The organism is Vibrio sp. B1REV9, assembly GCF_905175395.2.
GTDB classification, from domain to species: domain Bacteria; phylum Pseudomonadota; class Gammaproteobacteria; order Enterobacterales; family Vibrionaceae; genus Vibrio; species Vibrio alfacsensis.
In genome coordinates this window covers 568,285-594,092 of record NZ_HG992745.1, presented here as the reverse complement: position 1 = coordinate 594,092, position 25,808 = coordinate 568,285, and the positions used below count along the sequence as shown (strand labels likewise).

The 25,808-nt window shown below is 45.8% G+C and carries 23 protein-coding genes, 1 tRNA gene and 2 rRNA genes; 10 read left to right on the top strand and 16 right to left on the bottom strand.

Annotation, left to right across the window (positions count from 1 at the left end):
* The first annotated feature begins 72 nt into the window (after positions 1–72).
* Positions 73–453, top strand: a complete 381-nt coding sequence (locus tag KHN78_RS08235) for a cystatin domain-containing protein (protein ID WP_211915752.1) — start codon at positions 73–75, stop codon at positions 451–453.
* A 90-nt stretch (positions 454–543) separates the two neighbouring features.
* Here the strand turns inward: KHN78_RS08235 and arsJ are convergent, their stop codons facing one another.
* From arsJ to rhtB, 5 genes are all read right to left on the bottom strand, one after another.
* The gene (arsJ, locus tag KHN78_RS08230) at positions 544–1,761 is read right to left on the bottom strand and encodes an organoarsenical effux MFS transporter ArsJ (protein WP_211915751.1); all 1,218 of its coding nucleotides are present in this window, start codon (positions 1,759–1,761) and stop codon (positions 544–546) included.
* A gap of 258 nt (positions 1,762–2,019) precedes the next feature.
* Positions 2,020–2,514 carry a cyclin-dependent kinase inhibitor 3 family protein gene (locus KHN78_RS08225; RefSeq protein WP_211915750.1) on the bottom strand — a complete coding sequence of 165 codons (495 nt, stop codon included), beginning with the start codon at positions 2,512–2,514 and terminating at the stop codon, positions 2,020–2,022.
* Positions 2,515–2,525: 11 nt separating this feature from the next.
* Positions 2,526–3,527: an ArsJ-associated glyceraldehyde-3-phosphate dehydrogenase gene (locus KHN78_RS08220; protein ID WP_211915749.1), complete on the bottom strand. Its 1,002-nt coding sequence runs from the start codon at positions 3,525–3,527 to the stop codon at positions 2,526–2,528.
* A 43-nt stretch (positions 3,528–3,570) separates the two neighbouring features.
* A complete protein-coding gene (locus tag KHN78_RS08215) occupies positions 3,571–3,906 on the bottom strand; it encodes a metalloregulator ArsR/SmtB family transcription factor (protein WP_012126584.1) in 336 nt (111 codons plus the stop codon).
* A 276-nt stretch (positions 3,907–4,182) separates the two neighbouring features.
* Positions 4,183–4,797, bottom strand: a complete 615-nt coding sequence (gene rhtB / locus KHN78_RS08210; RefSeq protein ID WP_211915748.1) for a homoserine/homoserine lactone efflux protein — start codon at positions 4,795–4,797, stop codon at positions 4,183–4,185.
* A 65-nt stretch (positions 4,798–4,862) separates the two neighbouring features.
* Here rhtB and KHN78_RS08205 point away from each other — a divergent pair, with 65 nt between their 5' ends.
* Entirely contained in the window at positions 4,863–5,861 is a 999-nt protein-coding gene (locus KHN78_RS08205) for an alpha/beta fold hydrolase (protein ID WP_211915747.1), read from the top strand.
* Positions 5,862–6,022: 161 nt separating this feature from the next.
* Positions 6,023–6,847: a Cof-type HAD-IIB family hydrolase gene (locus tag KHN78_RS08200; protein WP_211915746.1), complete on the top strand. Its 825-nt coding sequence runs from the start codon at positions 6,023–6,025 to the stop codon at positions 6,845–6,847.
* Between the two features lie 70 nt (positions 6,848–6,917).
* Here the strand turns inward: KHN78_RS08200 and KHN78_RS08195 are convergent, their stop codons facing one another.
* Positions 6,918–7,388 (bottom strand): EVE domain-containing protein, encoded by a 471-nt coding sequence (locus KHN78_RS08195; RefSeq protein ID WP_211915745.1) that lies wholly within the window; start codon positions 7,386–7,388, stop codon positions 6,918–6,920.
* 39 nt (positions 7,389–7,427) lie between these two features.
* Here KHN78_RS08195 and KHN78_RS08190 point away from each other — a divergent pair, with 39 nt between their 5' ends.
* On the top strand, positions 7,428–8,978 hold the full coding sequence (locus KHN78_RS08190; RefSeq protein WP_211915744.1) for a COG3650 family protein: 1,551 nt from the start codon (positions 7,428–7,430) through the stop codon (positions 8,976–8,978).
* Entirely contained in the window at positions 8,978–9,577 is a 600-nt protein-coding gene (locus tag KHN78_RS08185; RefSeq protein ID WP_211916525.1) for a tRNA-uridine aminocarboxypropyltransferase, read from the top strand. The genes KHN78_RS08190 and KHN78_RS08185 overlap by 1 nt, the downstream gene beginning before the upstream one ends.
* Before the next feature lie 62 nt (positions 9,578–9,639).
* Here KHN78_RS08185 and yigB read toward each other — a convergent pair whose 3' ends face one another.
* The 6 genes from yigB to lptM all read right to left on the bottom strand — a co-directional run bounded on the left by yigB (position 9,640) and on the right by lptM (position 14,268).
* The gene (gene yigB / locus KHN78_RS08180; RefSeq protein WP_211915743.1) at positions 9,640–10,362 is read right to left on the bottom strand and encodes a 5-amino-6-(5-phospho-D-ribitylamino)uracil phosphatase YigB; all 723 of its coding nucleotides are present in this window, start codon (positions 10,360–10,362) and stop codon (positions 9,640–9,642) included.
* A gap of 8 nt (positions 10,363–10,370) precedes the next feature.
* Entirely contained in the window at positions 10,371–11,303 is a 933-nt protein-coding gene (gene xerC / locus KHN78_RS08175) for a tyrosine recombinase XerC (protein ID WP_211915742.1), read from the bottom strand.
* The gene (locus KHN78_RS08170; RefSeq protein WP_211915741.1) at positions 11,269–12,000 is read right to left on the bottom strand and encodes a DUF484 family protein; all 732 of its coding nucleotides are present in this window, start codon (positions 11,998–12,000) and stop codon (positions 11,269–11,271) included. Before KHN78_RS08170 ends, xerC begins: the two co-directional genes overlap by 35 nt.
* Positions 11,994–12,824, bottom strand: coding sequence for a diaminopimelate epimerase (gene dapF / locus KHN78_RS08165; RefSeq protein WP_211915740.1), 831 nt, complete (start codon positions 12,822–12,824; stop codon positions 11,994–11,996). The genes KHN78_RS08170 and dapF overlap by 7 nt, the downstream gene beginning before the upstream one ends.
* Positions 12,825–12,834: 10 nt before the next feature.
* The gene (lysA, locus tag KHN78_RS08160) at positions 12,835–14,088 is read right to left on the bottom strand and encodes a diaminopimelate decarboxylase (protein ID WP_211915739.1); all 1,254 of its coding nucleotides are present in this window, start codon (positions 14,086–14,088) and stop codon (positions 12,835–12,837) included.
* 63 nt (positions 14,089–14,151) lie between these two features.
* The gene (gene lptM, locus KHN78_RS22135) at positions 14,152–14,268 is read right to left on the bottom strand and encodes an LPS translocon maturation chaperone LptM (RefSeq protein WP_005452030.1); all 117 of its coding nucleotides are present in this window, start codon (positions 14,266–14,268) and stop codon (positions 14,152–14,154) included.
* Positions 14,269–14,342: 74 nt separating this feature from the next.
* Between lptM and cyaY the strand changes: the two genes are divergently transcribed.
* The gene (gene cyaY / locus KHN78_RS08150; protein WP_211915738.1) at positions 14,343–14,657 is read left to right on the top strand and encodes an iron donor protein CyaY; all 315 of its coding nucleotides are present in this window, start codon (positions 14,343–14,345) and stop codon (positions 14,655–14,657) included.
* Positions 14,658–14,735: 78 nt separating this feature from the next.
* On the opposite strand, the gene KHN78_RS08145 is transcribed toward cyaY, so the two are convergent.
* Positions 14,736–17,264 carry a class I adenylate cyclase gene (locus KHN78_RS08145; protein WP_211915737.1) on the bottom strand — a complete coding sequence of 843 codons (2,529 nt, stop codon included), beginning with the start codon at positions 17,262–17,264 and terminating at the stop codon, positions 14,736–14,738.
* A 346-nt stretch (positions 17,265–17,610) separates the two neighbouring features.
* On the opposite strand from KHN78_RS08145, the gene hemC reads away from it, so the two are divergent.
* The 4 genes from hemC to KHN78_RS08125 are packed head-to-tail and all read left to right on the top strand — an operon-like array spanning position 17,611 to position 21,690.
* Positions 17,611–18,549: a hydroxymethylbilane synthase gene (hemC, locus tag KHN78_RS08140; protein ID WP_211915736.1), complete on the top strand. Its 939-nt coding sequence runs from the start codon at positions 17,611–17,613 to the stop codon at positions 18,547–18,549.
* Between the two features lie 2 nt (positions 18,550–18,551).
* Positions 18,552–19,280 (top strand): uroporphyrinogen-III synthase, encoded by a 729-nt coding sequence (locus KHN78_RS08135; protein WP_128809847.1) that lies wholly within the window; start codon positions 18,552–18,554, stop codon positions 19,278–19,280.
* A 17-nt stretch (positions 19,281–19,297) separates the two neighbouring features.
* A complete protein-coding gene (locus tag KHN78_RS08130; protein WP_211915735.1) occupies positions 19,298–20,509 on the top strand; it encodes a uroporphyrinogen-III C-methyltransferase in 1,212 nt (403 codons plus the stop codon).
* Complete coding sequence (locus KHN78_RS08125) at positions 20,509–21,690, top strand: heme biosynthesis protein HemY (protein ID WP_211915734.1); 1,182 nt, start codon at positions 20,509–20,511, stop codon at positions 21,688–21,690. The genes KHN78_RS08130 and KHN78_RS08125 overlap by 1 nt, the downstream gene beginning before the upstream one ends.
* Before the next feature lie 641 nt (positions 21,691–22,331).
* Here KHN78_RS08125 and KHN78_RS08120 read toward each other — a convergent pair.
* The 3 genes from KHN78_RS08120 to KHN78_RS08110 all read right to left on the bottom strand — a co-directional run bounded on the left by KHN78_RS08120 (position 22,332) and on the right by KHN78_RS08110 (position 25,607).
* A tRNA-Ser gene (locus tag KHN78_RS08120) sits at positions 22,332–22,422 on the bottom strand.
* 84 nt (positions 22,423–22,506) lie between these two features.
* Positions 22,507–22,623: ribosomal RNA gene (gene rrf, locus KHN78_RS08115) — 5S ribosomal RNA — on the bottom strand.
* A 91-nt stretch (positions 22,624–22,714) separates the two neighbouring features.
* Positions 22,715–25,607: ribosomal RNA gene (locus tag KHN78_RS08110) — 23S ribosomal RNA — on the bottom strand.
* Positions 25,608–25,808: the final 201 nt, after the last annotated feature.

Genomic DNA, 25,808 nt, shown 5'->3' with positions numbered 1-25,808 from the left:
TTCTCAGAGATGAAACAGATCTAACCGATTTATTCTATTAGGATGCTGAACAGATTATTAAGAGAGGCCTTTATGAAGAAAACATTATTAGCGTCACTGGTTTGTGTAGTGGCTTTAGCTGGATGTAATCAAAAGGAAGAGACCGTGGCACCAACACAATCGCAACCGGAAGCGAACCCTATCTGCAGCGCTGAAAACCTTGCTGGCGGTTGGTCTCAAGGTGAAGTAACACCTGAGGCTCAACAGGCATTAGATTTTGTACTTGGTCAGATGAATACCGCGGCGAAGCTAAAAGAGATCTTAAGCGTACGTACTCAAGTGGTGAATGGCCTTAACTACGCGATTGAATTCGAAATGGACAATGGTGAAGTTTGGAACACCATCGTTTACCGCTCACTGAAAGGTGATATGGAAATGACGCAACCAGCACAACAAGGCCGCATTTGCCCATAAGCAAGACTTGCTGATTTGCGATACTGAATCGTAAAAACAAAAATGGCTCCCAATATGGAGCCATTTTTTATTTCTAAGTCGTAAACCGATTTAAGCCGTAACCACTTTGGCCTTTGGTAGCTTGATAGAAATTAGAGTTGTTAGTGCTAAGAAAGCAAATGACACCCACAGACATGCCGCTAGACCCGCTTCTTGGTAAATCCAACCAGATAGAACCGTACCGATCAAACGTCCCATCGCATTCGCCATATAGTAGAAGCCGACATCCAGTGATACTCCATCGCCCTTCGCATAACTAACGATCAGGTAAGAGTGCAGAGATGAGTTCACTGCGAACACAGCGCCGAAAATCATCAAGCCCACGACAACAACAAGCTCTGGTTGCCAACCGATTTGCACGCCATAAGCAATCGCACCAGTGATGACGGCAAGGATGCCCGCCCAAATCAGAGCCGCGCTGCCATCTGGCACTCGACCTTGTGCTTTGCCGGTGATACGAGGCGCAAAACCTTGAACGAATCCGTAAGCAATCACCCAAGCCGCGAGGAAGCCACCCACCATCAGATGATCCCAACCAAACACGCTGCCAAGGTAAATCGGCAGTGCAACAACAAACCACACATCACGTGCGCCAAATAAGAACATACGCGCCGCAGAAAGGATGTTTACCGACTCTGACTTAGAGAAAATCTGACGGAACTTAGGTTTGCTCTTCGCCTTACCCATATCCGCTTCTAGCCAGATCAAACTGCATACAAACACAACAGCCAGCACACTTGCCATAATGATCATCGAAGTTTGGAAACCAAACGCCGACAGCAGCAAACCACCAACGAAGAAGCCCGCACCTTTCAGTGCATTCTTCGAGCCCGTTAAGATCGCAACCCATTTATAAAGTGCACCCTGCTGCTCGTCTGGCACCAAAGTTTTGATCGCGCTCTTTGCACTCATCTTATTCAAGTCTTTGGCAATACCTGAAATTGCCTGCGCCGCCATTACCCAAGGAATGGTCAACCAAGCATTGGGCACTGCCAACATCAGCAAGGCAAAAATCTGCATCCCTAAGCCGACGTTCATGGTTTTGTTCAAACCAAGTCGAGCACCTAGCCAGCCACCAACCAAGTTGGTCACTACGCCAAAAAATTCATAGAAAAGGAACAGCGAAGCAATGGCTAAGCTTGAGTAGCCTAAGTCATGGAAGTAAAGCACCACCAGCATACGCAGTGCACCATCCGTCACGGTGAAGTTCCAATAGTTGAACGTCACCAACATATACTGACGAATGCTTTTGCTTAGTTTTGAAATCATAACGACCTCAGATGTACAGCGTTTAGAGTATTTAGATCATGATGTTCTAAATGCTCTATGACCTGAACACCAGCATTGAACCATCTCAATACTGGCGCTAAATTGTGAAGCTAAAACTGATGAAGCACTCAATAACCATTCGTTAATAAACAATGGCTTAAATACAAAATCAATAAACAAGAATCACATAAATTGATAAGCCATTACAGCATAAATAGAGCTTTTAGATCATGATGTTCCAAAAGCTCTATAAGCTGATCAAGCATTTTGAGCTACACGCTCGATGTACTCAACCTGTACTGGTTTAGTGAAAGCACCAGGACGCAAAGCTTGCACTTCACGTACGATGTCTTCTAGCGCCCAATCTTTCTCTAGCAGTAAGTGCGCAGCAAACAAACCTGTGCGACCAGAGCCACCCATACAGTGCATTGCAACCTTGCCACCTTGAGCAATAATCGCGTGCAATTCAGGGCTAGCTTGTTGCCATTTTGCAGCGAAGTCTTCGTCCGGAGCGCAATCATCTTCAATTTCAATTTGGAACCATTTCATGCCCAGCTGTTGGGTTAATTCGCCCAACGCAGACACATCTTTAGACGCTAATTCAGCATCATCAAGGGCAGTAACAATCGCTTCTACGCCTTGCTCTTTTAGCTGCTCTAACGAAGCTTGCAGTTCAACACCTTTAGTGCCCGGACATGGAGTCAGTACCAACGCGCCCGTTTCTAAATCTAATTGCCATGTAGGATGAGACATTTTAAAACTCCTTATGCCATACCAACGTTACGAACCAATTCCGCAGTGCGCGTCGCGTAACCCATTTCGTTATCGTACCAAGCGTAAACTTTCACCATACGAGAACCCACAACCATGGTGGATTGCGCATCGACGATAGTTGAACGTTGGTCGCCTTTGTAATCAATAGAAACCAATGGACGCTCTTCAAAGCCTAAAATGCCTTTTAACTCGCCTTCGGATGCTTCTTTCAGTAGTGCGTTAACCTCTTCTACCGTGGTATCACGTTTCACATCGAAAATGATGTCTGTGAGTGAGGCGTTTGCGAGAGGAACACGAACTGCATGGCCGTTAATCTTGTCTTTTAGATCTGGGAAGATTTCAACAATTGCCGTCGCACTGCCGGTTGTGGTTGGGATCAGGCTCATGCCACATGCACGTGCACGACGTAGGTCTTTGTGCGGCGCATCTAAAATGGTTTGTGTGTTGGTTAGATCGTGAATCGTCGTGAATGATGATTGCTCGATACCCAGTTTCTCGTGAATTACTTTCACGACTGGTGCAATACAGTTAGTGGTACAAGATGCCGCTGTGACGATGCGGTGCTGCGCTGGATCGAAGATGTGGTCGTTCACACCCACTACGATGTTAGCTACGCCGTCTTCTTTTACTGGTGCGCTAACAACAACACGTTTGACGCCTTGTTCTAGGTATTTGTTTAGGAATGAGGTTTTGCGATGAACGCCCGTTGCTTCAATCACAACATCACATTGACCCCAGTTCACAGCATCGATATCACGCTCTTGTGAAGTCGTGATGCGCTTACCGTTGATCACCATATCTGTGCCTTCAACTTGCACTGCATGGTTCCAACGACCTTGAACTGAATCGAACTCAAGTAAGTGACCAAGCGTCGCTGCATCACCCGCTACATCGTTGATGTGTACGAACTCTAGCTCTGGCCAATCAAACGCTGCACGTAATGCCAAGCGACCAATACGACCGAAACCGTTAATACCTACTTTAATCGTCATAATCTTCTACCTTTTTAAACCTATAAACTGGTAACACTTACTATTAGCAGCAAGCTGCACGAGCTTTATCGTGCAATCGTGAAATGTCTTCTTGGTACTCTTTCTTCAAACAGTTCGAAGCGACCAAGTCATCAATCAATTTTTGCATCCATCCCGGTAATTGATCGGACAGCTCGTAGTACACCCATTGCCCCTGACGTTTATCAACTAAAATACCATTTGATCTTAGCTGGGCCAGATGGCGAGAAATCTTGGGCTGGCTTTGTTGTAATGCATGAGCCAAATCACCAACACAGGTTTCCCCTTCACGAACCACCAACATTAAGCAGCGCACACGAGTCTCGTCGGAAAGAAGTTTGAAGAACTGATGTGGAAGCATAAACACATACCTATATATGGATATGCGTATATATTTATTTAAAACTGAGATGCCGTCAAGCGATCGCGCTCGACTGTAATAAAAGTTTAATATTTGATCAGACAAAGAACGTATGAAATACCATTCAAAAAGGCGACTTGAGGAGAATAAGAAGAATACAGAGAGAAGCAAAAAAGGAAGTAATATGTAGGGCAAATCATATTGACATAATCATGTCGCCTAACACGATGATATTCATAGTGAAAGGCGACACAATAGAGAAGAACTACATCGTTATCATTTTGCTGCAGCAAGCAAGGCACCGCACCCCATAAACATTGAGCCAAAGACTTTGTTTATTTTACTCATGATACGATCAGAGCGAATAAAACGGCCCATTTGTGCAGCCAGTGTAGTGTACCCTAGCATGACAAATGCATCGATGGTCACTGTGGTCACCCCCAATACCAACAACTGTGTCAGTTGATCTTTTGCTGGGTCAATGAACTGTGGAAACAATGCCACTAAGAACACAATAGATTTTGGGTTAGTCAGGTTAATGAGAATGGCTTTATATAATAAAGAGGTCCCTGACATGGCTTTATGGCTTTCAGCGGCAACCAAACCGGACGTATCACGCCATTTTTGAATACCAAGCCATACTAAATAAGCAGCGCCTACCCATTTAATCACGGTAAATGCGGTTGCCGATTGTGCGACTAATGCGCCAATACCCGCACCGACCAAAGCAATATGAATTGCTAAACCGATTTGCAAACCAACAATAGCACCTAATGACTTTCGTGTGCCGTAACTCAAACCATTACTGATTGAGTTGACGGTACCCGATCCCGGAGCCAGACTAAAAACGATTGCTGTTACCACATAGGCTAACCAAACGTGGGTATCCATTGCATTTCCTCAATAATTCTTCGATGATACATCGCGTCTTCAACGTATCTTCAGGTAATCGACTAATGGCTATTAACCATTCACCTTTGACTTATACTCAAGAGCGCTTATTTGAGCAAGCAATAGGTGGTCCTATCGCAGCACTTTGGCAAGAACGCCAAGAGGGCTTTGTAAAAGGGACAGAGAAAAAGAAAATCTACTGGTGCAAACTTACCAACCCTGAGCACACAAAAGCCATACTGATCGTCAACGGCCGCGTTGAAGCTTCCTGGAAATACCAAGAACTGTTCTACGATCTGTATCGACAGGGTTATGACGTGTATTCGTTTGACCACCGAGGACAAGGTTTATCAGATCGTCTGCTGCCAGACTCTGACATGGGTCACGTCTATGACTTTAATGATTACATTGAAGATATGGCATTAGTGCTGCAGCAGCTCGACTTAAGTGGCTACCAACAACGTTTTATCATCGCTCACTCCATGGGTGGCGCGATTGCGACACGTTATCTTCAAACTCATCCAGAACATAACTTCAATGCTTTGATCCTAAGCGCACCAATGTTTGGTATTCACCTCCCTTGGTATCTAAGCCCTGTTGCCATTCCAGTAACGCAAATCCTTGCCGCTGTCTCATCACAGCCAAGCTATGCACCAGGCCATAAAGCGTATTATCCAAAACCATTTGAAGATAACCCACTTAGCCAAAGCGCCAGTCGCTACCATTGGTTTCGCGATTTATATAACAATAAACCAGAGCTACAGGTTGGTGGGCCAAGCACTCGCTGGGTATGGCAAGGCTTAATGGCTGCCAAACAATGCATTTTGCTAACACGTCAGATCAACGTTCCTGTTTTACTGATTCAGTCAAGTAACGATCGCATCGTCAGCAACGCTGCACAACAACGCTTTATCAATAAACTCCGTAAAACCAACCCAAATGCACAGCTAATTTCTATCGATAATGCAGAACACGAAATCTTGTTCGAGAAAGACCAATATCGAAACCAAGCGCTCGATGCGATCTTTTCTTTTATGCGTGAGCAAAGCCAAATAACAAATTAAAGAGGAAAGACGACGTCTTCGATTTACCCTCTTTTTCTTCCTTATTTTGGCGTAAACTTCATCATGTTCCCCGCACTCGGAGCAGTATGAACTAGTCAATCTACTGTACTCCGTGTGCAATCAACCTGTTCCACTCTATTCGAACCGTTTACGAGGGCTTCATGACCATATCGCTACCTTGCAAAGAGATCACCAAAATCGTTGCCTCCGATCTGGATGGTACTTTACTCGCACCTAACCACCAGCTAAGTGCCTACTCAAAAGAAACGCTGAAAGCGCTGCACGAAAAAGGTTACACATTTATCTTTGCAACGGGTCGCCACCACGTAGACGTCGCAAGCATTCGTCGTACAGTCGGCATTCCGGCTTACATGATCACATCAAACGGTGCGCGCGTGCATGACCAAAATGATCACGAGATGTACAGCCAGAACGTACCTGAAGATTTGGTACAACCGGTGATCAACACGATCAAGACGGATCCAGAAATACTTATCCACATGTACCAAAATGAAGACTGGTTGTTGAACAAAGACGATGAGCAGCTGCGTGATTTTCATGAAGAGTTCAGTTACAAACTGTACGATGAAAACAACGCGCCGACGGATGGAATTGCAAAAATTTTCTTCACGCATCCTGCGCAAGATCACGACCACCTTGTCACTTTCGAAACTAAGCTTCGCGAGCAATTTGGAGACCGATTGAACATCGCATTCTCTACACCTTGGTGCTTGGAGGTAATGAGCGCTGGCGTTTCTAAAGGTGATGCATTAAAAGCTGTCGCGGAGTCCATCGGCCTAACGCTAGAAAACACCATCGCATTTGGCGACGGTATGAACGATGTAGAAATGCTATCCATGGCGGGTAAAGGTTTGGTAATGGGCACGTCTCACGAGAAAGTGATGAAAGCACTGCCAAACAATGAAGTGATTGGCAGCAACGCCAACGATGCAGTCGCACACTACCTGCAAGAACATTTGCTATAACCGGTCTTTGCTATCTAGGACCCGTTATCCATAAAATGACAAAGGGCTGCGCATTTGCAGCCCTTTTCTTTTATCGCTGGCTTGGCAGCTTCTCTTTGCTAAGGATCGCTTGCCACTCATCTTCACTCACCGGCATGATCGATAAGCGATTGCCTCGTTTCACCAATGGCATATTTTCTAGCTCAGGCATCGCTTTCATCACTGACAGTGGGATCAAGCGCTCGGTCTTACGTACAAACTCGATATCCACCATGATCCAGCGCGGATTTTCTGGATCAGACTTTGGATCGTAGTAGTCACTCTCCAAGTCAAACTGGAAATGGTCGGGGTATGCTTCACGGGTGACTTTGGCAATACCTGCCACACCAACGTTCTTGCAAGAGGAATGGTATATCAGCACCAAGTCGCCCAATTTGACTTGATCACGCATCATATTGCGCGCCTGATAATTACGAACGCCCTCCCAACATGAAACCTTTTGGGTTCGCAGCGTGTCAATAGAAAAGGTATCTGGTTCTGTTTTAAATAACCAATATGCCATAATGCCATCCGATGCAGATTGTAATGAGGAAGATATAACATGAAGGCTTTGAAAAACCCAGTAGCATTAGCCACACTGCTGGTCCTGCAAGCATGTAGCATGCAGCCATCACCGTCAGGTGAAGACACACCAACCACACCGCCTGCATCTTTAGATAAGCCGGAAACCATCTTACCTCAAACCTTTATGTTGCGTGGTGAAGTGGTGATTGGCCACGAAAGCCAATACATCACGCCTTGTGGTAGCGATAAACAATATTGGCTACAACTCTCTCCCCAACAAATCCAACGTGCAGTAGGGTTAACCTCCGAGCCTTACCAAATTATGTATGGTGAAATTATTGGTCACCTGACTCAGCCAGGTGTTGATGGTTTCTCTGCAGATTTTGATGCAAACGTTGTAGTTGAACAGGTGAACTTCCTCACGACAGAAAATACAAGCCGCTGTAAAGAAACTAGCAAACCAACGCGCGTCTTTGGGAACGAACCATCATGGCATGCACATTTCGAAGGCGACTCATTTGTGCTTAAGCAAATCGGTCAGCCTACAGAAACACTGAATGTTGATAGTAGCCAGCTGCAACCGCGTCAACGCACCTATCAACTTAACGATGGGGAGCTGCGCATGACAGAGAATTTATGTTCTGACACTACGAGCAATTCTCTATATGGTTGGAAAGCGACACTAAAGCACAATGGTAAGAGCTACCAAGGTTGTGGAATGACAGCGAATATAGATTCTACCTTAGACTGGGCGGATACCTATGTAGCGACATCAACCCAATCACAGGGCTTTGAAGTCCAGATGACACTGAACACCGATCACAGCGCAATCACTCAATACCGCTACGCGGATGGACAACCATCGTTGATTGAACGAGGTTATTGGCAACAACTGAGCCCATCGCAAATACAAGTAGTGATGACGCATCACCAGCAGCAACGATTGATCACTGAACGTTTGTTCACTCGTGATGGAGATACACTCAAAGCAACCCAAGAGAAAGTAGGCAGCATGGTTTATCCTATTGCTGGTGGTGGATTGGTACTCTATCCATCAACAATACATAACTCAGACACAGAGAATACAACGCAACAAAGCAACAGCACACCTATCAAAACTGTGAACATTCCATCAAGTGCAGACTTCAACTCTAAAGTCGATGCCGCTGTTCGTAACTACTTCTTCATTAATCAAATAAATTCAAACAACAACCAATATCGCTGGCTGACTTACGACCTAAATGATGATGGTAATGAAGAGCTTCTCATTCAACTGGATTGGTGTGGTTCTGGTGGTTGCACGTTATTGGTCTTTGAAAACGATGAAAAAACGTGGGTCTTCAATAGCCGCATCACGCTGGTGCAAAGCCCAATAATGCTTGGTCAACAAACCTCTCATGGTTGGCGAGACCTCATTTTTAATGTCAGCGGGGGCGGAGCTTCGTCTGGCCAACATGTCATGCAATACACCGGGGCAAGTTACCCAATTAATCCAAGTTTAGCGCCAAAGGCAACCAAAGAGCAGATCAGTGGTGTACGCTTGTTCTCTGATGAAATTAGCCCAGTTCGCGACGGAGTCCGCTTGTGATAACGCAGCAGCCTTGTCTCCAGTGTGGGTTTCAATTCAACTGCATTTGCTCACTGCTGCCAAAGCTGAGCAGTGAACATGAATTAATGCTCTTGATACATCCAAATGAGCAAGCTCGAGACACCAATACAGGCAAACTACTTATCCAGTGCCAGTTGAATGTGACTCGAGTCGTTTGGGAGCGGAAATGCCCACCAGCAGAATGGTCAATCATGTTTGCAGATCCAAGCTTGTTGCCAGTACTTCTTTTTCCAAGTGAAGAGAGCCTCACGTTGGAACAAGTACAAAAGCAAAGCCATCAACAAAATAGAAAACCAATGTTCATCATCCTTGATGCGACTTGGCAAGAAGCTCGTAAGATGCTCAACAAGAGCCATTGGTTAGAGGATATTGCGATGATGGGGCTAGTCAGCCAAGCCAATTCTCAATATCAACTGCGTCGCAATCAGCAAGATGGGAACTTATGCACATTTGAAGTCGCAGCGCAGCTGTTAGGACAACTCGGTGAACATGAAAACCAACAGCAAATGCTGGATTTCTTCCAACATTACATCCCACACTTTCAAGCAGAGAAAAGTGGCCATGCGCTCAAATCATAAATGAGAAATAAAAAACGCAGCTTTCGCTGCGTTTTTTATCAGTGTCGTTTCACGTGAAACCATCAGTGGTTTAAGAACTCCCCCAAGGTGTTCAAGCAATGGATCTCTACATCTGGTAATAACTGACTTTTCGTATTTCCCTGCCGAGGTTCTGTATTGCGATTAAACCAGCACGCGGAATAACCTGACTGTTTCGCCCCCAAAACATCCGTCACCAAATGGTCACCAACATGAAGAATATGTTGGGCTGGTACATCTAAAAATTGCTGCGCTTTATTAAATAAATCGGGCTCAGGTTTCTCTCGTCCATCAGGCCCCGCCTTTAAGACCAGTTCAAAGAATGGAGCAAGGCCGATTCTATCTAAATCAACATTACCGTTAGTGATGGCAACAAGGGGAAGTTGTTTTCTAAGTTGCGTCAGTATATCGAGACTTGTCTGTGGTACTGTAAACCGACTACGCCACTCTAACGCTATATCAACGCCTGCCTGTGCTGCGTTCTCCGCATCAAGCTCGTCATAACCGGCTTCAAGAAATGCCCTTTTTAGCTGCACCCAACGCCAACGTGTCACATCGTTTTTTAGCTCAGGTTGCTGCTCTACGACTTGTTTTTTTACTGCCAGCCACTCAGCTTTTCCCAAATGCGCAACCGCGGGGTGATTCCGACTGAGCCAAGACAATAACTCTTGTTCCATACGCACGATCACTGGATAGTTGTCGTAGAGCGTATCATCAAGATCAAATGTCATCGCTTTAACTGACGGAATACTGCGGTAGAATTTCATTCGAGTCCCTATTTATCGCTCTTCTTACGTGCACGAGGGTGCGCCTGATCATAAGCCTGTGCTAAATGTTGAAAATCCAAATGCGTGTAGATTTGAGTGGTTGAAATGTTTTCATGCCCTAACAACTCTTGTACTGCACGTAAGTTATTGCTCGACTCCAGCATATGGGTAGCAAATGAGTGACGCAATTTATGCGGGCTAATATGGCTCGCTACCGACTGTTTTTGTCCCCATTCGGCCATGCGCTTTTGCACACTTCGGTGTGAAATACGCGTACCAAGCTTAGACACAAATAACGCAGATTCACCAGCCGCAGCAAACCCACCACGAACTTTAAGCCACTTACCTACCCACTCTGTCGCCATGCCTGAGAATGGGACTTTACGCTCTTTGTCACCTTTACCAATAACCCGTAATTCCCCACTCCGCAAATGAACATCACGAACATCAATACTCACTAGTTCAGCTAAACGTAAACCCGCACCGTACATGAGCTCCATCATCGCACGATCGCGAACCGCTAAAGGATCATCCTCATTCACTTCAAGCAGCTGGTTTACTTCATCAACATCTAGGTTTTTAGGGAGAGGTCGCTTCTTACGAGGTGCAGATACCCCTTTAGCGGGATTTGCGGTCATTTCTCCCCGTAAGATAAGAAAATCGAAAAAACTCCGCAGAGAAGAGAGACGCGTGGCTAAACTACTGGCTTTCATTCCCTCACGCATGCCTTTACCCGCAAGTTGGCGAACCCAGCCCGCATCAACTTGAGACCACTCTTTCAGGCCCATATCTGCTAGGTGCTGAGCCATGGTGCCCAGTTGTTGTTTGTAATTTCGTTGAGTATGAAGGCTCAGCCCCTTTTCGCTTCGCAGAAATTCATAGAAACGTTCAAGAGGCTTGCTAAGGCTATTGGGTAGAGGTTTGTTGGGTGCTGTTATCATGATGTTCATGCCATACCAGAGTTTGTGCGAGATATGCCACGACTAATGAGAGGTGACGCAAAAACAAGGTATCCATATCTGGTTGAAAGTGACCACCATCTTCACTAGAAAATGCCAGAACACCGAGCGGCTGTTGTTTCACCAACGGCAACACCACATAGGACCCCATTTCTGGAACATCCATATTTCCAAACAAAGCTTCACGATCCACTTTACGCAGACGACCTAGATAAGCGTCTTTGCCATTTAAGTGATTCATCGCAAAACGTTGGTAACTTTCCTTACTCAGTTGAGTTTCAGCATGACACTGACTCAACAGACGAACATAGGCTTTTAAACCAAGCTCTTTTGCTTTCTGTTCTATTGCCGCAATCACTTGCTTAAAATCAGTACACTTAAGAATCTGCCCTTGCAGATCCATGAACTCATAAAATGTTCGGTCATTACTGGCAGCTAGGGACATCAGTGTGGTTATTTCTTCTTCAAGTTCTTCAATGCGCTGACGCTGACGATTCATTTGAATGTGCACAAGAGAAACGGTACCGAGATCAGCATGAGGCAGAGAAAGTCGATCAATCAGTTCTGGGCGCTGAACAAAGAAATCCGGATGGTCTTTCAGATATTCAGCAACCACTTCTGCCGTCAAAGCATCGGCGTCAACGGAGGGCAATTGAATTTCCTTTTCTTCTACTAACACGACAGCTGACCATCAAATACATGGGTGGCAGGGCCGGTCATAAACAACGGCTTACCAGGACCTTGCCAAGAGATACGCAATTCGCCACCAGGCAGAGAAACTTTCACATCCTCATCAAGCAAGCCTTGCACAATACCAACAGCAACTGCACCACATGCACCGCTACCGCAAGCTTGGGTTTCACCCGTTCCTCGCTCATACACGCGCAAACGAATATGACCACGATTGACCACCTGCATAAACCCAGCGTTCACACGCTCAGGGAAGCGCTCGTGAGACTCAAGCAATGGGCCAAGTGTTTCTACGTCTGCCGCATCCACATCATCCACCACCGTCACCACATGAGGATTACCCATGCTCACCGCGCCACAGAATAAGGTCTTCTCACCAGCGCGCATGATGTAGGTTTTTTCTTTCTGCTTCGCTTTGAAAGGGATTTTACTCGGTTCAAACTCTGGGATACCCATATTCACCGTGACCTCACCATCGTCTTCGATATCGAGGATCATTTTTCCTTTCTTCGTGCTTACGCTGATGCTGTATTTATTGGTCAAGCCCTTTAAACGCACAAAACGAGCAAAGCAGCGAGCGCCATTTCCGCACTGCTCTACTTCACTACCGTCAGCATTAAAGATGCGGTAATGAAAGTCGGTTTCCGGATCGTATGGCGCTTCAACGACAAGCAGCTGGTCAAAGCCAACTCCCGTGTTGCGATCCGCCAAACGACGGATCAAATCTTGCGAGAAAAACACGTTCTGGGTAATACAGTCTACGACCATAAAGTCGTTGCCCAAACCGTGCATTTTAGAAAAGTGGAAATGCATTTGTTGTGTGTTACTCCGGTAGAATCTGTTCCAGCTGCCACAAACTGGTCAGCTCCTCACGCTGGCGAACAAGGTGACTTTGGGTACCATCCACCATCACTTCCGCCGCTCGGGTACGGGTATTGTAGTTCGAAGACATCACAAAGCCATAGGCACCTGCAGAGCGAACCGCGAGTAGATCACCTTCTTGCAGCACTAGCGCTCGATCTTTACCCAAGAAATCGCCTGTTTCGCAGATAGGGCCAACAAGATCGTAAGTTTGTGCCTCGCCATCACGTGGTGAGACAGGCACGATATCTTGCCATGCTTGATATAGCGCGGGACGCATTAAATCATTCATCGCTGCGTCGATGATCGCAAAGTTTTTGTGCTCAGTGTGCTTTAAGAATTCTACTCGCGTGAGCAAGATACCAGCGTTTGCTGCAATCGCCCGCCCTGGCTCAAAGATAAGCTCAAGCTCTTGATGATTTTCAAGACGCGCCAATAGCGCTTTGGCATAATCAGAGGGCTGTGGGGGTAATTCATCGCGATAAACGACGCCTAGACCACCACCAACATCAAGATGACGAATATTAATGCCTTGTGCTTTCAAATCATCAATCAATGCCAACAGACGGTCCGTCGCATCAATAAATGGTTCGATATCGGTTAGTTGGGAGCCAATATGACAATCGATGCCTTGTACATTAAGGTTCGGTAAACTCTGCGCGAATTGATACACCGCAGGAGCACGGTCAAAAGCAATGCCGAATTTATTGTCGCGAAGACCAGTCGAAATGTAAGGGTGCGTTTTCGCATCAACGTCAGGGTTAATACGCAAAGAAATCGGTGCAATCACACCTAACTCACCGGCCACACGGTTCAAGCGTTCGAGCTCAGGTTCAGATTCAACATTAAAGCATTTAATGCCAAGCTCGAGAGCTCGTTTCATTTCTGCTGGTGTCTTACCAACGCCAGAAAACACCACTTTTTTCGCATCACCACCTGCAGCGATAACACGTTCTAGCTCACCACCTGAGACAATATCAAAACCAGACCCCAAACGAGCCAAAGCATTCAACACACCTAGGTTAGAGTTTGCTTTTACTGCGTAACAAACAAGATGTGGGTGCTGCCCCACAGAACTGTCGAATGCATTCCAATGACGCTCTAGTGTCGCACGTGAGTATACATAAAGAGGAGTGCCATATTGCTCAGCAAGAGCGTGGAGTGAGACGTCTTCAGCCCAAAGCTGGCCATCATCCTGATAGTTGAAGTAATCCAAAATTCGCTTCCCTTAATTAATTCGATTGCTAAACCCTGATTTCACCCTAAGGGGTGGCTGAGATTATTGTGACTGCTCGTTTTGTTGAGTGTCGTCTGGAATGTAAAGTGAACCTGATTGACCGCAACCGGCAAGCGTCGCTGCAACCATCACAAACAACACAGTAAGTAGTTTTTTCATTTTGCATATCGTGATTATTGAATCAATGCCCCCTATAATCGCACCACACTCAGGAAAAGCAATAGGATAGACGGATGAACGATACTGAATTTCATCAACTGGTGGACGCGCAGATGCAAATCATCGAAGAATCCATCGATGATTCAGGCGCAGACATTGATTACGAAGTGTCTGGCAACGTAATGACATTAGAGTTTGAAGACCGCAGTCAAATCATCATTAACCGCCAAGAGCCAATGCATGAAATATGGCTAGCCTCAAAGTCTGGAGGCTTCCACTTCAAGCTTATCGATAACAAATGGACTTGTTCCAAAACGGGCATGGAGCTGTTTGAAATGGTGAAAGAAGAGTGTGAAAAGCACGCTGGTGAAGCGATCGATTGGGACTAAATTGAACGGGTCATTGAAACGAATCGTCAGCAAAAAAAAGAAAAAAGAGCACTGATGTGCTCTTTTTAATAATTTGTCTTACACATTCACCACTTTGCTTGGGCGAGTGGGCGTGCAACCGTCATTTCGGTAAGGGATGATGTAGGTATTGCCCTCTTCCGGGCGAATAATCTGATAGTACTGGGGCAGATTAAAGTTGATCAGCTTAGACGAGACTCGATTATCATCTTTCACGGACGTGTAAAAGCTATTCACCGATGCAATCATCTCATCTTTCGAGCCGCTAAACTGGTGATACACCTCAACTTGGTTTGACTCATCCAGCACGTAAATATTGAACCCCTCTTCGGTATCCTCGAAGAAAAACTGCACCAAGCCCTCACTCGCGAATCCATCGACCACTTCAGGTAGTTGATATTCTTGTTCGCGATCCAACATCAATAATGGAGAGCCTTTCAGCTTGTTGGTCGAAATACTACGGTAAAAATCAACCGAGTTTTCCAATTTCTGTACAGACACACCACGACGTTCAAAGAACAAACCGTATGTTTGGTTGCCAAGGCGCATTGCCTTAAAGCGGCGACGTTTTTCTTGCTCAACCGGTTTCAAACGTAAATCAATGCACTCAGCCAACATTTGATAGACCTTATTGCGCATCACGCCACGCATATTCTTCGCATAGCAAAATACATCAACCGATTCTGGCGGTATCGCATCTTGGTGCATCTTACCCAGAATAGTCTTCAGGGCATCGAGCATCGCCGTCTCACCCTTAAAATGCAGCGTTCGCACTTCATGCCATGAGTTACGATAAACCAAATCGACACTGCCAACTAAGTTGATTTGTTCAGGGCCAAAACTGAAGACGTCAATGTTCTTCACATCCACTTTCAGCGAGCGGCCAGACAACTCTGAAGTTGGATCATTTTCAAAGTTAATGAACATCGCCAGTTGGCTAATTTCACAAGGACTCGCTAGAGCCTGCATGGTCGGGCGACGTTTACGCAACGAGAATGTATTACGTAAATCACTCACCATTTGGTAGAACTTATCAATATCAAGCTGAGCTTCGCGTACAACAGCGTGCAAACGCGTTGATTCTGTGATCAAGCCATTGAAAAACGCCCAAGACACCAACTTACTTAAGTACTCGTGGTGTTCTAAACTCGGCTGACCAAGAATTCGATGTGCAATCAAAGGCTGTTTATACAGATACCACCCTGATTTATTTACTTTCCCTTCTTTCACTTCGATAAAGCTAAGATCGGGTTCATGCAAATCAGGGGAGATTTGGGGGTTAAGCAGCGTTACTTTACCTGGCAGCACTTCAAATGCCGCATACAGCTTACGGGCCAGAATACTAATATCTTGAGGACTAATAGCCGAAGTGATGTCATTGCGACGAGCAAACTGAATGAGATTTCGGTAGCTTTGCATCAATGCATCAAGCAAAGAATGATGCACAATTTTAACTTGCTCAACTTTCCAGTTACGGCGGTCATCAAGCTCTGCGATCACAGAGTCATCCCAATCCCATTTTGCGATCATATCACTCAGCGCTTCACGTCGCCACGCCACAGATCCAACATCAGGCTCGCGAGAAAGTTTCTCATGTGTTTTTAGATAAAAGCAGCGACGTACCAGATCTAAACGCGTGTCATCTTGGATTCGTACCAAATAACGCGTAACCTTTTCAAGCATCAGGTAATACGCATCCATGCCGTACAAATCAGGCTCATGCGCAAAGAAGCGGCGTTTGGTATCAACACTCAAAAGTTGCGTATTCGGGTATTCCCACGAGTAGGCTTCAAGCAAAATGGCTTTCAATACAGATTTGTATGGTGAATCAATGCTTTTGTACAGTTGCCATAAATTCGAGCCAAAGTACTCTTCAGCAGGAATTCGGTTGAGCTGACCAAAGTTAATCCACTCGCTGCAATCGATATAACCATCATTACATAGCTGTGCAACATACTCGTCGTAACACTCTTCCATCTCTGGAGGCACAATTTGCCACAATAATCGCTGACCAGCGAGACGCACCGCAGAACGGTAAAACTCATCCAGAAGCAGCAAATGCTGGGAAGAACCACAGTTGTCCCCAGTCATTTCTTCAGAATGATTGCTACGAAAACGCTCTTCATCCATCAAGAAGAAGTTTGCTTCGACACCTTGAGTTTGCGCCCAATCGGTAATCAACAAGCATTTATTGGTCAACAGTTCGCGATCATCACTGTCCATTGCTGGAGAGATGCACACCCAAATGTCTAAATCACTCGATGTGCTTTGTCCAATAGAAGACGTGCTACCCATAGTATACAAACCAAGAATGGCAGGCTGCTCAGGCGTGGTAAGTACCTGACCAATGGTCAGTTGAGTATCATCTAGAAATTGCTGTTGAAGTGCATTTAGCTCGAAGCCATACACACCGTAAGGCACGTCGGCATCGTAATAACCTGGGATGACAGGATGATTGTAGTTCAGCAAGGCCGGAATCAAATGAAAGACTTGCTGGCTTTGCGAATCCATAAGCGCCAGCGCGCGATCGATACGCTGCTGGTTTAGATTATCTAATCGCTGAATGAGTTTTTGAATGTAAGCCTGCAAGGGAGATTCCTTGGTTGAACAATCACGAAAATTTGCTGATGTATTAAGCCAAAATGACGTAAAAACGTGATCAATTTAACACTTTCATCAGAGTTGGTAAAGTTTTCCCCCGCAAATCATCACGACCTGAAAACTCAACACTGCTCGCAAATTTGACAGCGCAGTAGTGTCGCTTGTATTCGCTATCAACGAATACTAATCCTTAGTCTAAATGAGAATCTAGTCACACAATTTTCATAACCTAATGTAAATCCAATCACCAACCAAAGAGAACGCCAACTAACATTAAGACTTTCACGTGTTGAATGGTAGGATTAAGCAAAACTAAAACAGCATTGAGAAGACCATGACACAATCTACGCCAATTCGCATTGCAACTCGAAAAAGCCCTCTTGCTTTATGGCAAGCATACTTTGTAAAAGACGCGCTTCAAGCCGCTCATCCAGGCCTAGAAGTTGAGCTCGTCACGATGGTGACCAAAGGCGACATCATTTTGGATACGCCCCTAGCAAAAGTCGGTGGCAAAGGCTTGTTCGTTAAAGAGCTAGAAGTTGCGATGCTTGAAGGTCGTGCAGACCTTGCGGTGCACTCAATGAAAGATGTTCCGGTCGATTTCCCTGAGGGATTAGGTCTTGTCACGATATGTGAGCGTGAAGATCCACGTGACGCTTTTGTATCAAACACTTACAGTAACATTGATGAACTACCTCAAGGCGCTATTGTGGGCACATGTAGCTTACGTCGTCAGTGTCAGGTAAAAGAATACCGCCCAGATCTGATTATCAAAGAACTGCGTGGCAACGTTGGTACTCGTCTAGGTAAATTAGATGCTGGTGAATACGATGCAATTATTCTAGCGGCTGCAGGCTTGAAACGTCTTGAACTAGAAGAACGTATTCGTAGTTTTATTGAACCAGAACAGTCCTTGCCAGCCGTTGGCCAGGGTGCAGTCGGCATTGAATGTCGCCTTGATGATGAGCGTCTTATTAAACTGCTTGAGCCACTCAATCACCAAGATACCGCCGATCGCGTTCGTTGTGAGCGAGCCATGAACCTAACCCTTGAAGGCGGTTGTCAGGTACCAATTGGTAGCTACTCTCTACTCGATGGAGACAACATCTGGCTACGTGCGCTTGTCGGTGAGCCTGATGGCAGCCTAATTGTACGAGGTGAAATTCGTGGTCACCGCAACGACGCCGAAGCTCTGGGCGTTCAGTTAGCTAACGAATTGCTTGAAAATGGTGCGCGAGACATTCTAACCAAGCTATACGCAGATCACGAATAACCATGGCAGTGTTGGTCACTCGGCCGGGAGAGCAAGGCAAAGCGCTTTGCTCTCTGCTCGAAAGGCACGGCATTGACGCTATTCATCATCCTCTGATCGACATCGTCGCCGATCTTGAAGAAACAAACCTTTCTAAATTCGTAGAACACGCCCATATCATCATCGCAGTTAGTCAACATGCGGTGCTATGCGCGCAGCAAATCTTGCAAAACAATCAGATTCCATGGCCAAAGCAGGCTATTTACCTTGCCGTCGGTCAAAAAACCGCACACTATTTAAGCAAATGCACACAACAGAAAGTACACTATCCACAAGTTAGTGATAGTGAGCACCTGTTACAACTCCCTGAGTTACAAAATTTAAAACGACAGACGGTACTCATCCTTCGTGGAAATGGCGGTCGCGAATTAATAAAAGAAGCATTGGTGAGACAAGGTGCAAAAGTTCACTATAGTGAGACATATAAGAGAGAACTTATCCCGTTCGATCCAGTAAGCTGTGTTTCACTATGGAAAACTCAAAATATCGACCAGATTATCATCACAAGTGGTGAGCAACTGGACTTTTTGTGCAGCCAGTTAAATCCAAAACAATTAGCTTGGCTTACCCAACAAGAGTTGTTTATCCCCAGTCAGCGGATCGCTGACATCGCAATTCAACGGGGCTTCACTCAGGTCAGGTGCACAGGAAGCGCATCGAACCAAGAATTACTGGCTGCTCTCCAGCCCTAGCTACACAGGATATAGGCATGACAAGTAAAGATAACGATCAGAAAAATAATGATAAGAACCTTGCCGACAACAACGCATCGGCACCGCTAGCTGAAAAAGACCTAGCAAAAAAGGAAACTGAATCAAAAAAAACAGAACCTGAAACAGTAGAGCCAAAGAAACAGACCGACTTGAATAAGCCTGAACTTAAAGAAAAGCATGGCAAGCGTGGCGTGAAGCTCGGTACCGTTGCTATCATCCTTTCGATTGTTTTTGGTGGCGGTTTGACTTACAAACTTCTTGAGCAACAGTCTGAGTATCAAGCTCAAATCGCACAGCTTCAAAGCCAATTAAAACAAACACAAGCGTCCATCACACAAGAGTTAAGCCAAGTAAAAAAAGAAACCATTGAGAAAGCAACGACTGCGACTCATAAAGCGGAAGTGGTACTTGGTCAGCAACAAAAAAGCATTGAGAGTCTGCAACTGGCAGTTGCTGATGTAAAAGGCCGTCGTCCAAACGATTGGTTATTGGCGGAAGCTGACTACTTAGTCAAACTTGCTGGGCGTAAACTATTTCTAGAACACGATGTTGAAAGTGCAACCCAGCTTATGGAAAGTGCCGATCAGCGTATCGCAGCATTAAATGACCCAAGCCTTGTTAGCCTGCGTAAAGCAATGGCAAATGACATTACTAAGCTGCGCACTGTGCCTTTAATTGACCGTGATGGCCTAGTCTTACGCCTTACTGCACTTCAACAACAAGTTGATAAGTTGCCGCTTGCAAATGCACTGCTTCCAGAAGCGGCTGCGATCGAGAAAAAAGAAGTATCCGAAGATATTGCAAACTGGCAAGACAACCTGATGACATCACTAAAAGACTTCTCAGAGAACTTCATTACTTTCCGCACTCGTGATGGCAACGTCATTCCACTCCTGTCTCCACAGCAACATTTCTACTTGAAAGAAAATATCAAAGCAAAACTAGAAACGGCCATCAAAGCGGTATACCAAGAGCAAAGTGAAATCTATACAACCTCTTTAGAAACTGCAGACAAATGGGCGATGGCGTTCTTTAACCAAGACGACAACTCAGTAAAAGAATTCAACAAAGCACTTGGCCAATTAAGTAAAAAAGACATTGATGTTGAATACCCTTCAAAACTAGAAAGCCAAAATCAATTATCTGATGTGATTCGCGAGCGTCTACGTCGTGAAGTGACAACAATGACAGGTACGGAGGATAAATAATGGTTCGTCTTATTTTCCTATTCGTTATTCTCGGTGCAGGCCTTTTTGTCGGTACACAGTTTTCAGGTCAGCAAGGTTATGTACTGATCTCGATTGCGAATACCACCCTTGAAATGAGTGTCACAACACTGGTTATTTTCGTGATAGCTGCGCTAGCTGCTCTATTCTTGCTTGAATACTTGGTAAAAAAAGTGGTCTATGCAAGTTCAAGCACATGGAACTACTTCAGCGTACGTAAGATGCGTCGCTCTCGTCGCTACACCAATGAAGGTATCATAAAGTTACTAGAGGGTGATTGGAAAGGCGCAGAGAAAAAAGTAACCCGCTGGGCTAACCACCACGATATGCCTTTGCTCTGCTACCTAGTGGCTTCAGAAGCCGCGCAAGGTCAAGGTGACAAAGCAAAACGCGACCAATACCTAGAACTCGCGAGCCAACAAGAAAATGCCCACCTCGCGGTGGAGCTAACTCGAGCAAAACAATTTATTCGTGATAATGAGTTTGAATCTGCTTTCGATACCTTGCAAACACTAAAAGGCCAGTACGCGAATAACTCCATAGTTCTTAACCTGCTAAAAACAACATATATGCAGCTTAAGTTATGGCAACCTCTGATCGATCTAATGCCTCTGCTTACTAAAGCCAAATTGGTGACAGAAGAAGAACAATCCGAGTTGATTCAAAAAGCACAATGCGGTTTATTGCATGAAGTTGCCCAACAACAAGGCAGTGAGGGGCTTATTTCTCATTGGAATAGCCTCCCAAGAAAAGTTAAACAAGATGCTCACCTAATCACATGTTTTGCACACGAACTTATTTCACGTAAAGCTGACTCCGAAGCGTTCACGGTGATCAAAGAAGCACTTAAGAAGCACTCAACACCAGAGCTTTACCAGCTGCTACCAGATCTCAACTTACCAGATAGTCATCCTGTGATTGTTTTCCTTGAGAGTGTACTAAAGCGCGAATCAGATAATGCTGCGGCACACAGTGCATTAGCACATTTATTCTTCCGTCAGGAAAAATGGCCAGAGGCACAGCAACACTTTGAAGTCGCGCTAAAAATTCGCTCAAACGTATCTGATTACGCATTCCTAGCAGACACACTAGAGAAACAAAACTTAACTAAAGCCGCTCACGAAGTCTCTCGTAAAGCGTTAATGCTAGTTCAAAGCAATTAAGCGTTCTAGAAAATGTAAAGCCGACAGTGATGTCGGCTTTTTTATTTCCTTTGTATTTTCCCTATCTCGCACCTAACAGAATAAGTCCCATCAAACCGCTGCATTCCTAATTCGATATATTCAGAACCTAGTTATCCCTGGAGAGCAAACGTTAATGTTTATTACTGAAGCTAATGCCGACATACACTCCTATCGCCGTATCCCCCCTGTAACCATCCAGAAAGTCAGAAAAATATAACCAATCATGATTCAACGGGCTCTCGCTTTTTGCCTAAGAAAAGGCGTTCTACCTATACCAATTCGTGAGTAAGTGCTCAGATTTAGGGCCGGAAAATGCTTAAAACAAGGCGATTTAGCCAAGCACAGTTTCACAGATTATAGCGGCATGGTTTCTAAGATTTGTCGTATGCTTTAAATGGATGTCTTAAGTGCAGAGATCGCGCAATAAACATGTACAAAAGACACAGGATAAACCTGAGCAATTAATTGGCCGGATTGGGATTGATCGAAAGCGTAGGTTAGTTAACTCGAGAAAACTAAGGGATTACTGTAAATCTCGCCTAGCTGTTAAACGTCAGAAAAGTTATTAGACGTCAGAAATGACGAAAGCCTGCAAATTTCTTTGCAGGCTTTCTGTGTAGTGGCGGAGAGATAGGGATTTGAACCCTAGGTACGCTATTAACGTACGCCGGTTTTCAAGACCGGTGCTTTCAACCACTCAGCCATCTCTCCGCAAATTTTTACTAAAATTTAGTCTTATACTAATGATGCTAATTTTTAGTTTTGTTTTCAGATTTCTCTAAAAACGATATTAAAGCCTGGCGATGTCCTACTCTCACATGGGGAAACCCCACACTACCATCGGCGCTATTTCGTTTCACTTCTGAGTTCGGAATGGAAATCAGGTGGGTCCAAAATGCTATGGTCGCCAAGCAAATTCTTTAATCTGGAAAGCTGTTTCTGTGTTCTCTACACAATCAAGTCTGTTCTTGCTTTGAGTCCATCAAAACCCTTTGGGTGTTGTATGGTTAAGCCTCACGGGCAATTAGTATCAGTTAGCTCAATGCCTCACAGCACTTACACACCTGACCTATCAACGTCGTAGTCTCCGACAACCCTTTAGGATACTTAAAGTATCAGGGAGAACTCATCTCAAGGCTCGCTTCCCGCTTAGATGCTTTCAGCGGTTATCGATTCCGAACTTAGCTACCGGGCAATGCGTCTGGCGACACAACCCGAACACCAGAGGTTCGTCCACTCCGGTCCTCTCGTACTAGGAGCAGCCCCTTTCAATTCTCCAACGCCCACGGCAGATAGGGACCGAACTGTCTCACGACGTTCTAAACCCAGCTCGCGTACCACTTTAAATGGCGAACAGCCATACCCTTGGGACCGACTTCAGCCCCAGGATGTGATGAGCCGACATCGAGGTGCCAAACACCGCCGTCGATATGAACTCTTGGGCGGTATCAGCCTGTTATCCCCGGAGTACCTTTTATCCGTTGAGCGATGGCCCTTCCATTCAGAACCACCGGATCACTATGACCTGCTTTCGCACCTGCTCGAATTGTCATTCTCGCAGTCAAGCGGGCTTATGCCATTGCACTAACCTCACGATGTCCAACCGTGATTAGCCCACCTTCGTGCTCCTCCGTTACTCTTTGGGAGGAGACCGCCCCAGTCAAACTACCCACCAGGCACTGTCCGCAACCCCGATAAGGGGTCAACGTTAGAACATCAACACTACAAGGGTGGTATTTCAAGGACGGCTCCACAGATACTAGCGTACCTGCTTCAAAGCCTCCCACCTATCCTACACATGTAGGGTCAATGTTCAGTGCCAAGCTGTAGTAAAGGTTCACGGGGTCTTTCCGTCTAGCCGCGGGTACACTGCATCTTCACAGCGATTTCAATTTCACTGAGTCTCGGGTGGAGACAGCGTGGCCATCATTACGCCATTCGTGCAGGTCGGAACTTACCCGACAAGGAATTTCGCTACCTTAGGACCGTTATAGTTACGGCCGCCGTTTACCGGGGCTTCGATCAAGAGCTTCGACCGAAGTCTAACCCCATCAATTAACCTTCCGGCACCGGGCAGGCGTCACACCGTATACGTCATCTTACGATTTTGCACAGTGCTGTGTTTTTAATAAACAGTTGCAGCCACCTGGTATCTGCGACTCTCGTCAGCTCCATCCGCAAGGGACTTCACCATCAAGAGCGTACCTTCTCCCGAAGTTACGGTACCATTTTGCCTAGTTCCTTCACCCGAGTTCTCTCAAGCGCCTTGGTATTCTCTACCCGACCACCTGTGTCGGTTTGGGGTACGATTCCTTACAATCTGAAGCTTAGAGGCTTTTCCTGGAAGCATGGCATCAATGACTTCACTACCGTAGTAGCTCGACGTCGTGTCTCAGCCTTAGAAAGAGCCGGATTTACCTAACTCTTAAGCCTACGCACTTGAACCTGGACAACCGTCGCCAGGCCCACCTAGCCTTCTCCGTCCCCCCATCGCAATTGTAAGAAGTACGGGAATATTAACCCGTTTCCCATCGACTACGCCTTTCGGCCTCGCCTTAGGGGTCGACTTACCCTGCCCCGATTAACGTTGGACAGGAACCCTTGGTCTTCCGGCGAGGAGGTTTTTCACCCCCTTTATCGTTACTCATGTCAGCATTCGCACTTCTGATACCTCCAGCATGCTTTACAACACACCTTCAACGGCTTACAGAACGCTCCCCTACCCAATGAAGTAAACTTCATTGCCGCAGCTTCGGTTTATTACTTAGCCCCGTTACATCTTCCGCGCAGGCCGACTCGACCAGTGAGCTATTACGCTTTCTTTAAATGATGGCTGCTTCTAAGCCAACATCCTGGCTGTCTGAGCCTTCCCACATCGTTTCCCACTTAGTAATAATTTGGGACCTTAGCTGGCGGTCTGGGTTGTTTCCCTCTCCACGACGGACGTTAGCACCCGCCGTGTGTCTCCCGGATAGTACTTACTGGTATTCGGAGTTTGCAAAGGGTTGGTAAGTCGGGATGACCCCCTAGCCTTAACAGTGCTCTACCCCCAGTAGTATTCGTCCGAGGCGCTACCTAAATAGCTTTCGGGGAGAACCAGCTATCTCCAGGTTTGATTGGCCTTTCACCCCTAGCCACAAGTCATCCGCTAATTTTTCAACATTAGTCGGTTCGGTCCTCCAATTGATGTTACTCAATCTTCAACCTGCCCATGGCTAGATCACCTGGTTTCGGGTCTATATCCAGAGACTGAACGCCCAGTTAAGACTCGGTTTCCCTACGGCTCCCCTAGATGGTTAACCTTGCCACTGAATATAAGTCGCTGACCCATTATACAAAAGGTACGCAGTCACAGGACGTAATGCCTGCTCCTACTGCTTGTACGTACACGGTTTCAGGTTCTATTTCACTCCCCTCACAGGGGTTCTTTTCGCCTTTCCCTCACGGTACTGGTTCACTATCGGTCAGTCAGTAGTATTTAGCCTTGGAGGATGGTCCCCCCATATTCAGACAGGATATCACGTGTCCCGCCCTACTCGATTTCACTGAATGTGCGTTGTCGACTACGGGGCTATCACCCTGTATCGCCGGACTTTCCAGACCGTTCGTCTAACGCATATAAAGCTTAAGGGCTAGTCCAATTTCGCTCGCCGCTACTTTCGGAATCTCGGTTGATTTCTTTTCCTCGGGGTACTTAGATGTTTCAGTTCCCCCGGTTCGCCTCATTAACCTATGAATTCAGTTAATGATACTAGCTTATGCTAGTGGGTTTCCCCATTCAGAAATCCCAGACTCAAATGGTTGTTACTACCTAATCTGGGCTTATCGCAAGTTACTACGTCTTTCATCGCCTCTGACTGCCAAGGCATCCACCGTGTACGCTTAGTCACTTAACCATACAACCCCAAAGAGTTTCAGAAGAAATCTTGAGTTTGTTGTTTAAACAACCAAAGTTGCTATCTCATTATTTGAATGAGCGAGATAGCTATCGATTTTGCCGGACTCAAATATGTTTTGCTTTCGCAAAACCCAAGAACACTTGAATGTGTTTTTGTGTATTCATCGAAATGAATACTTTGAGAACTTTACAAACAAAC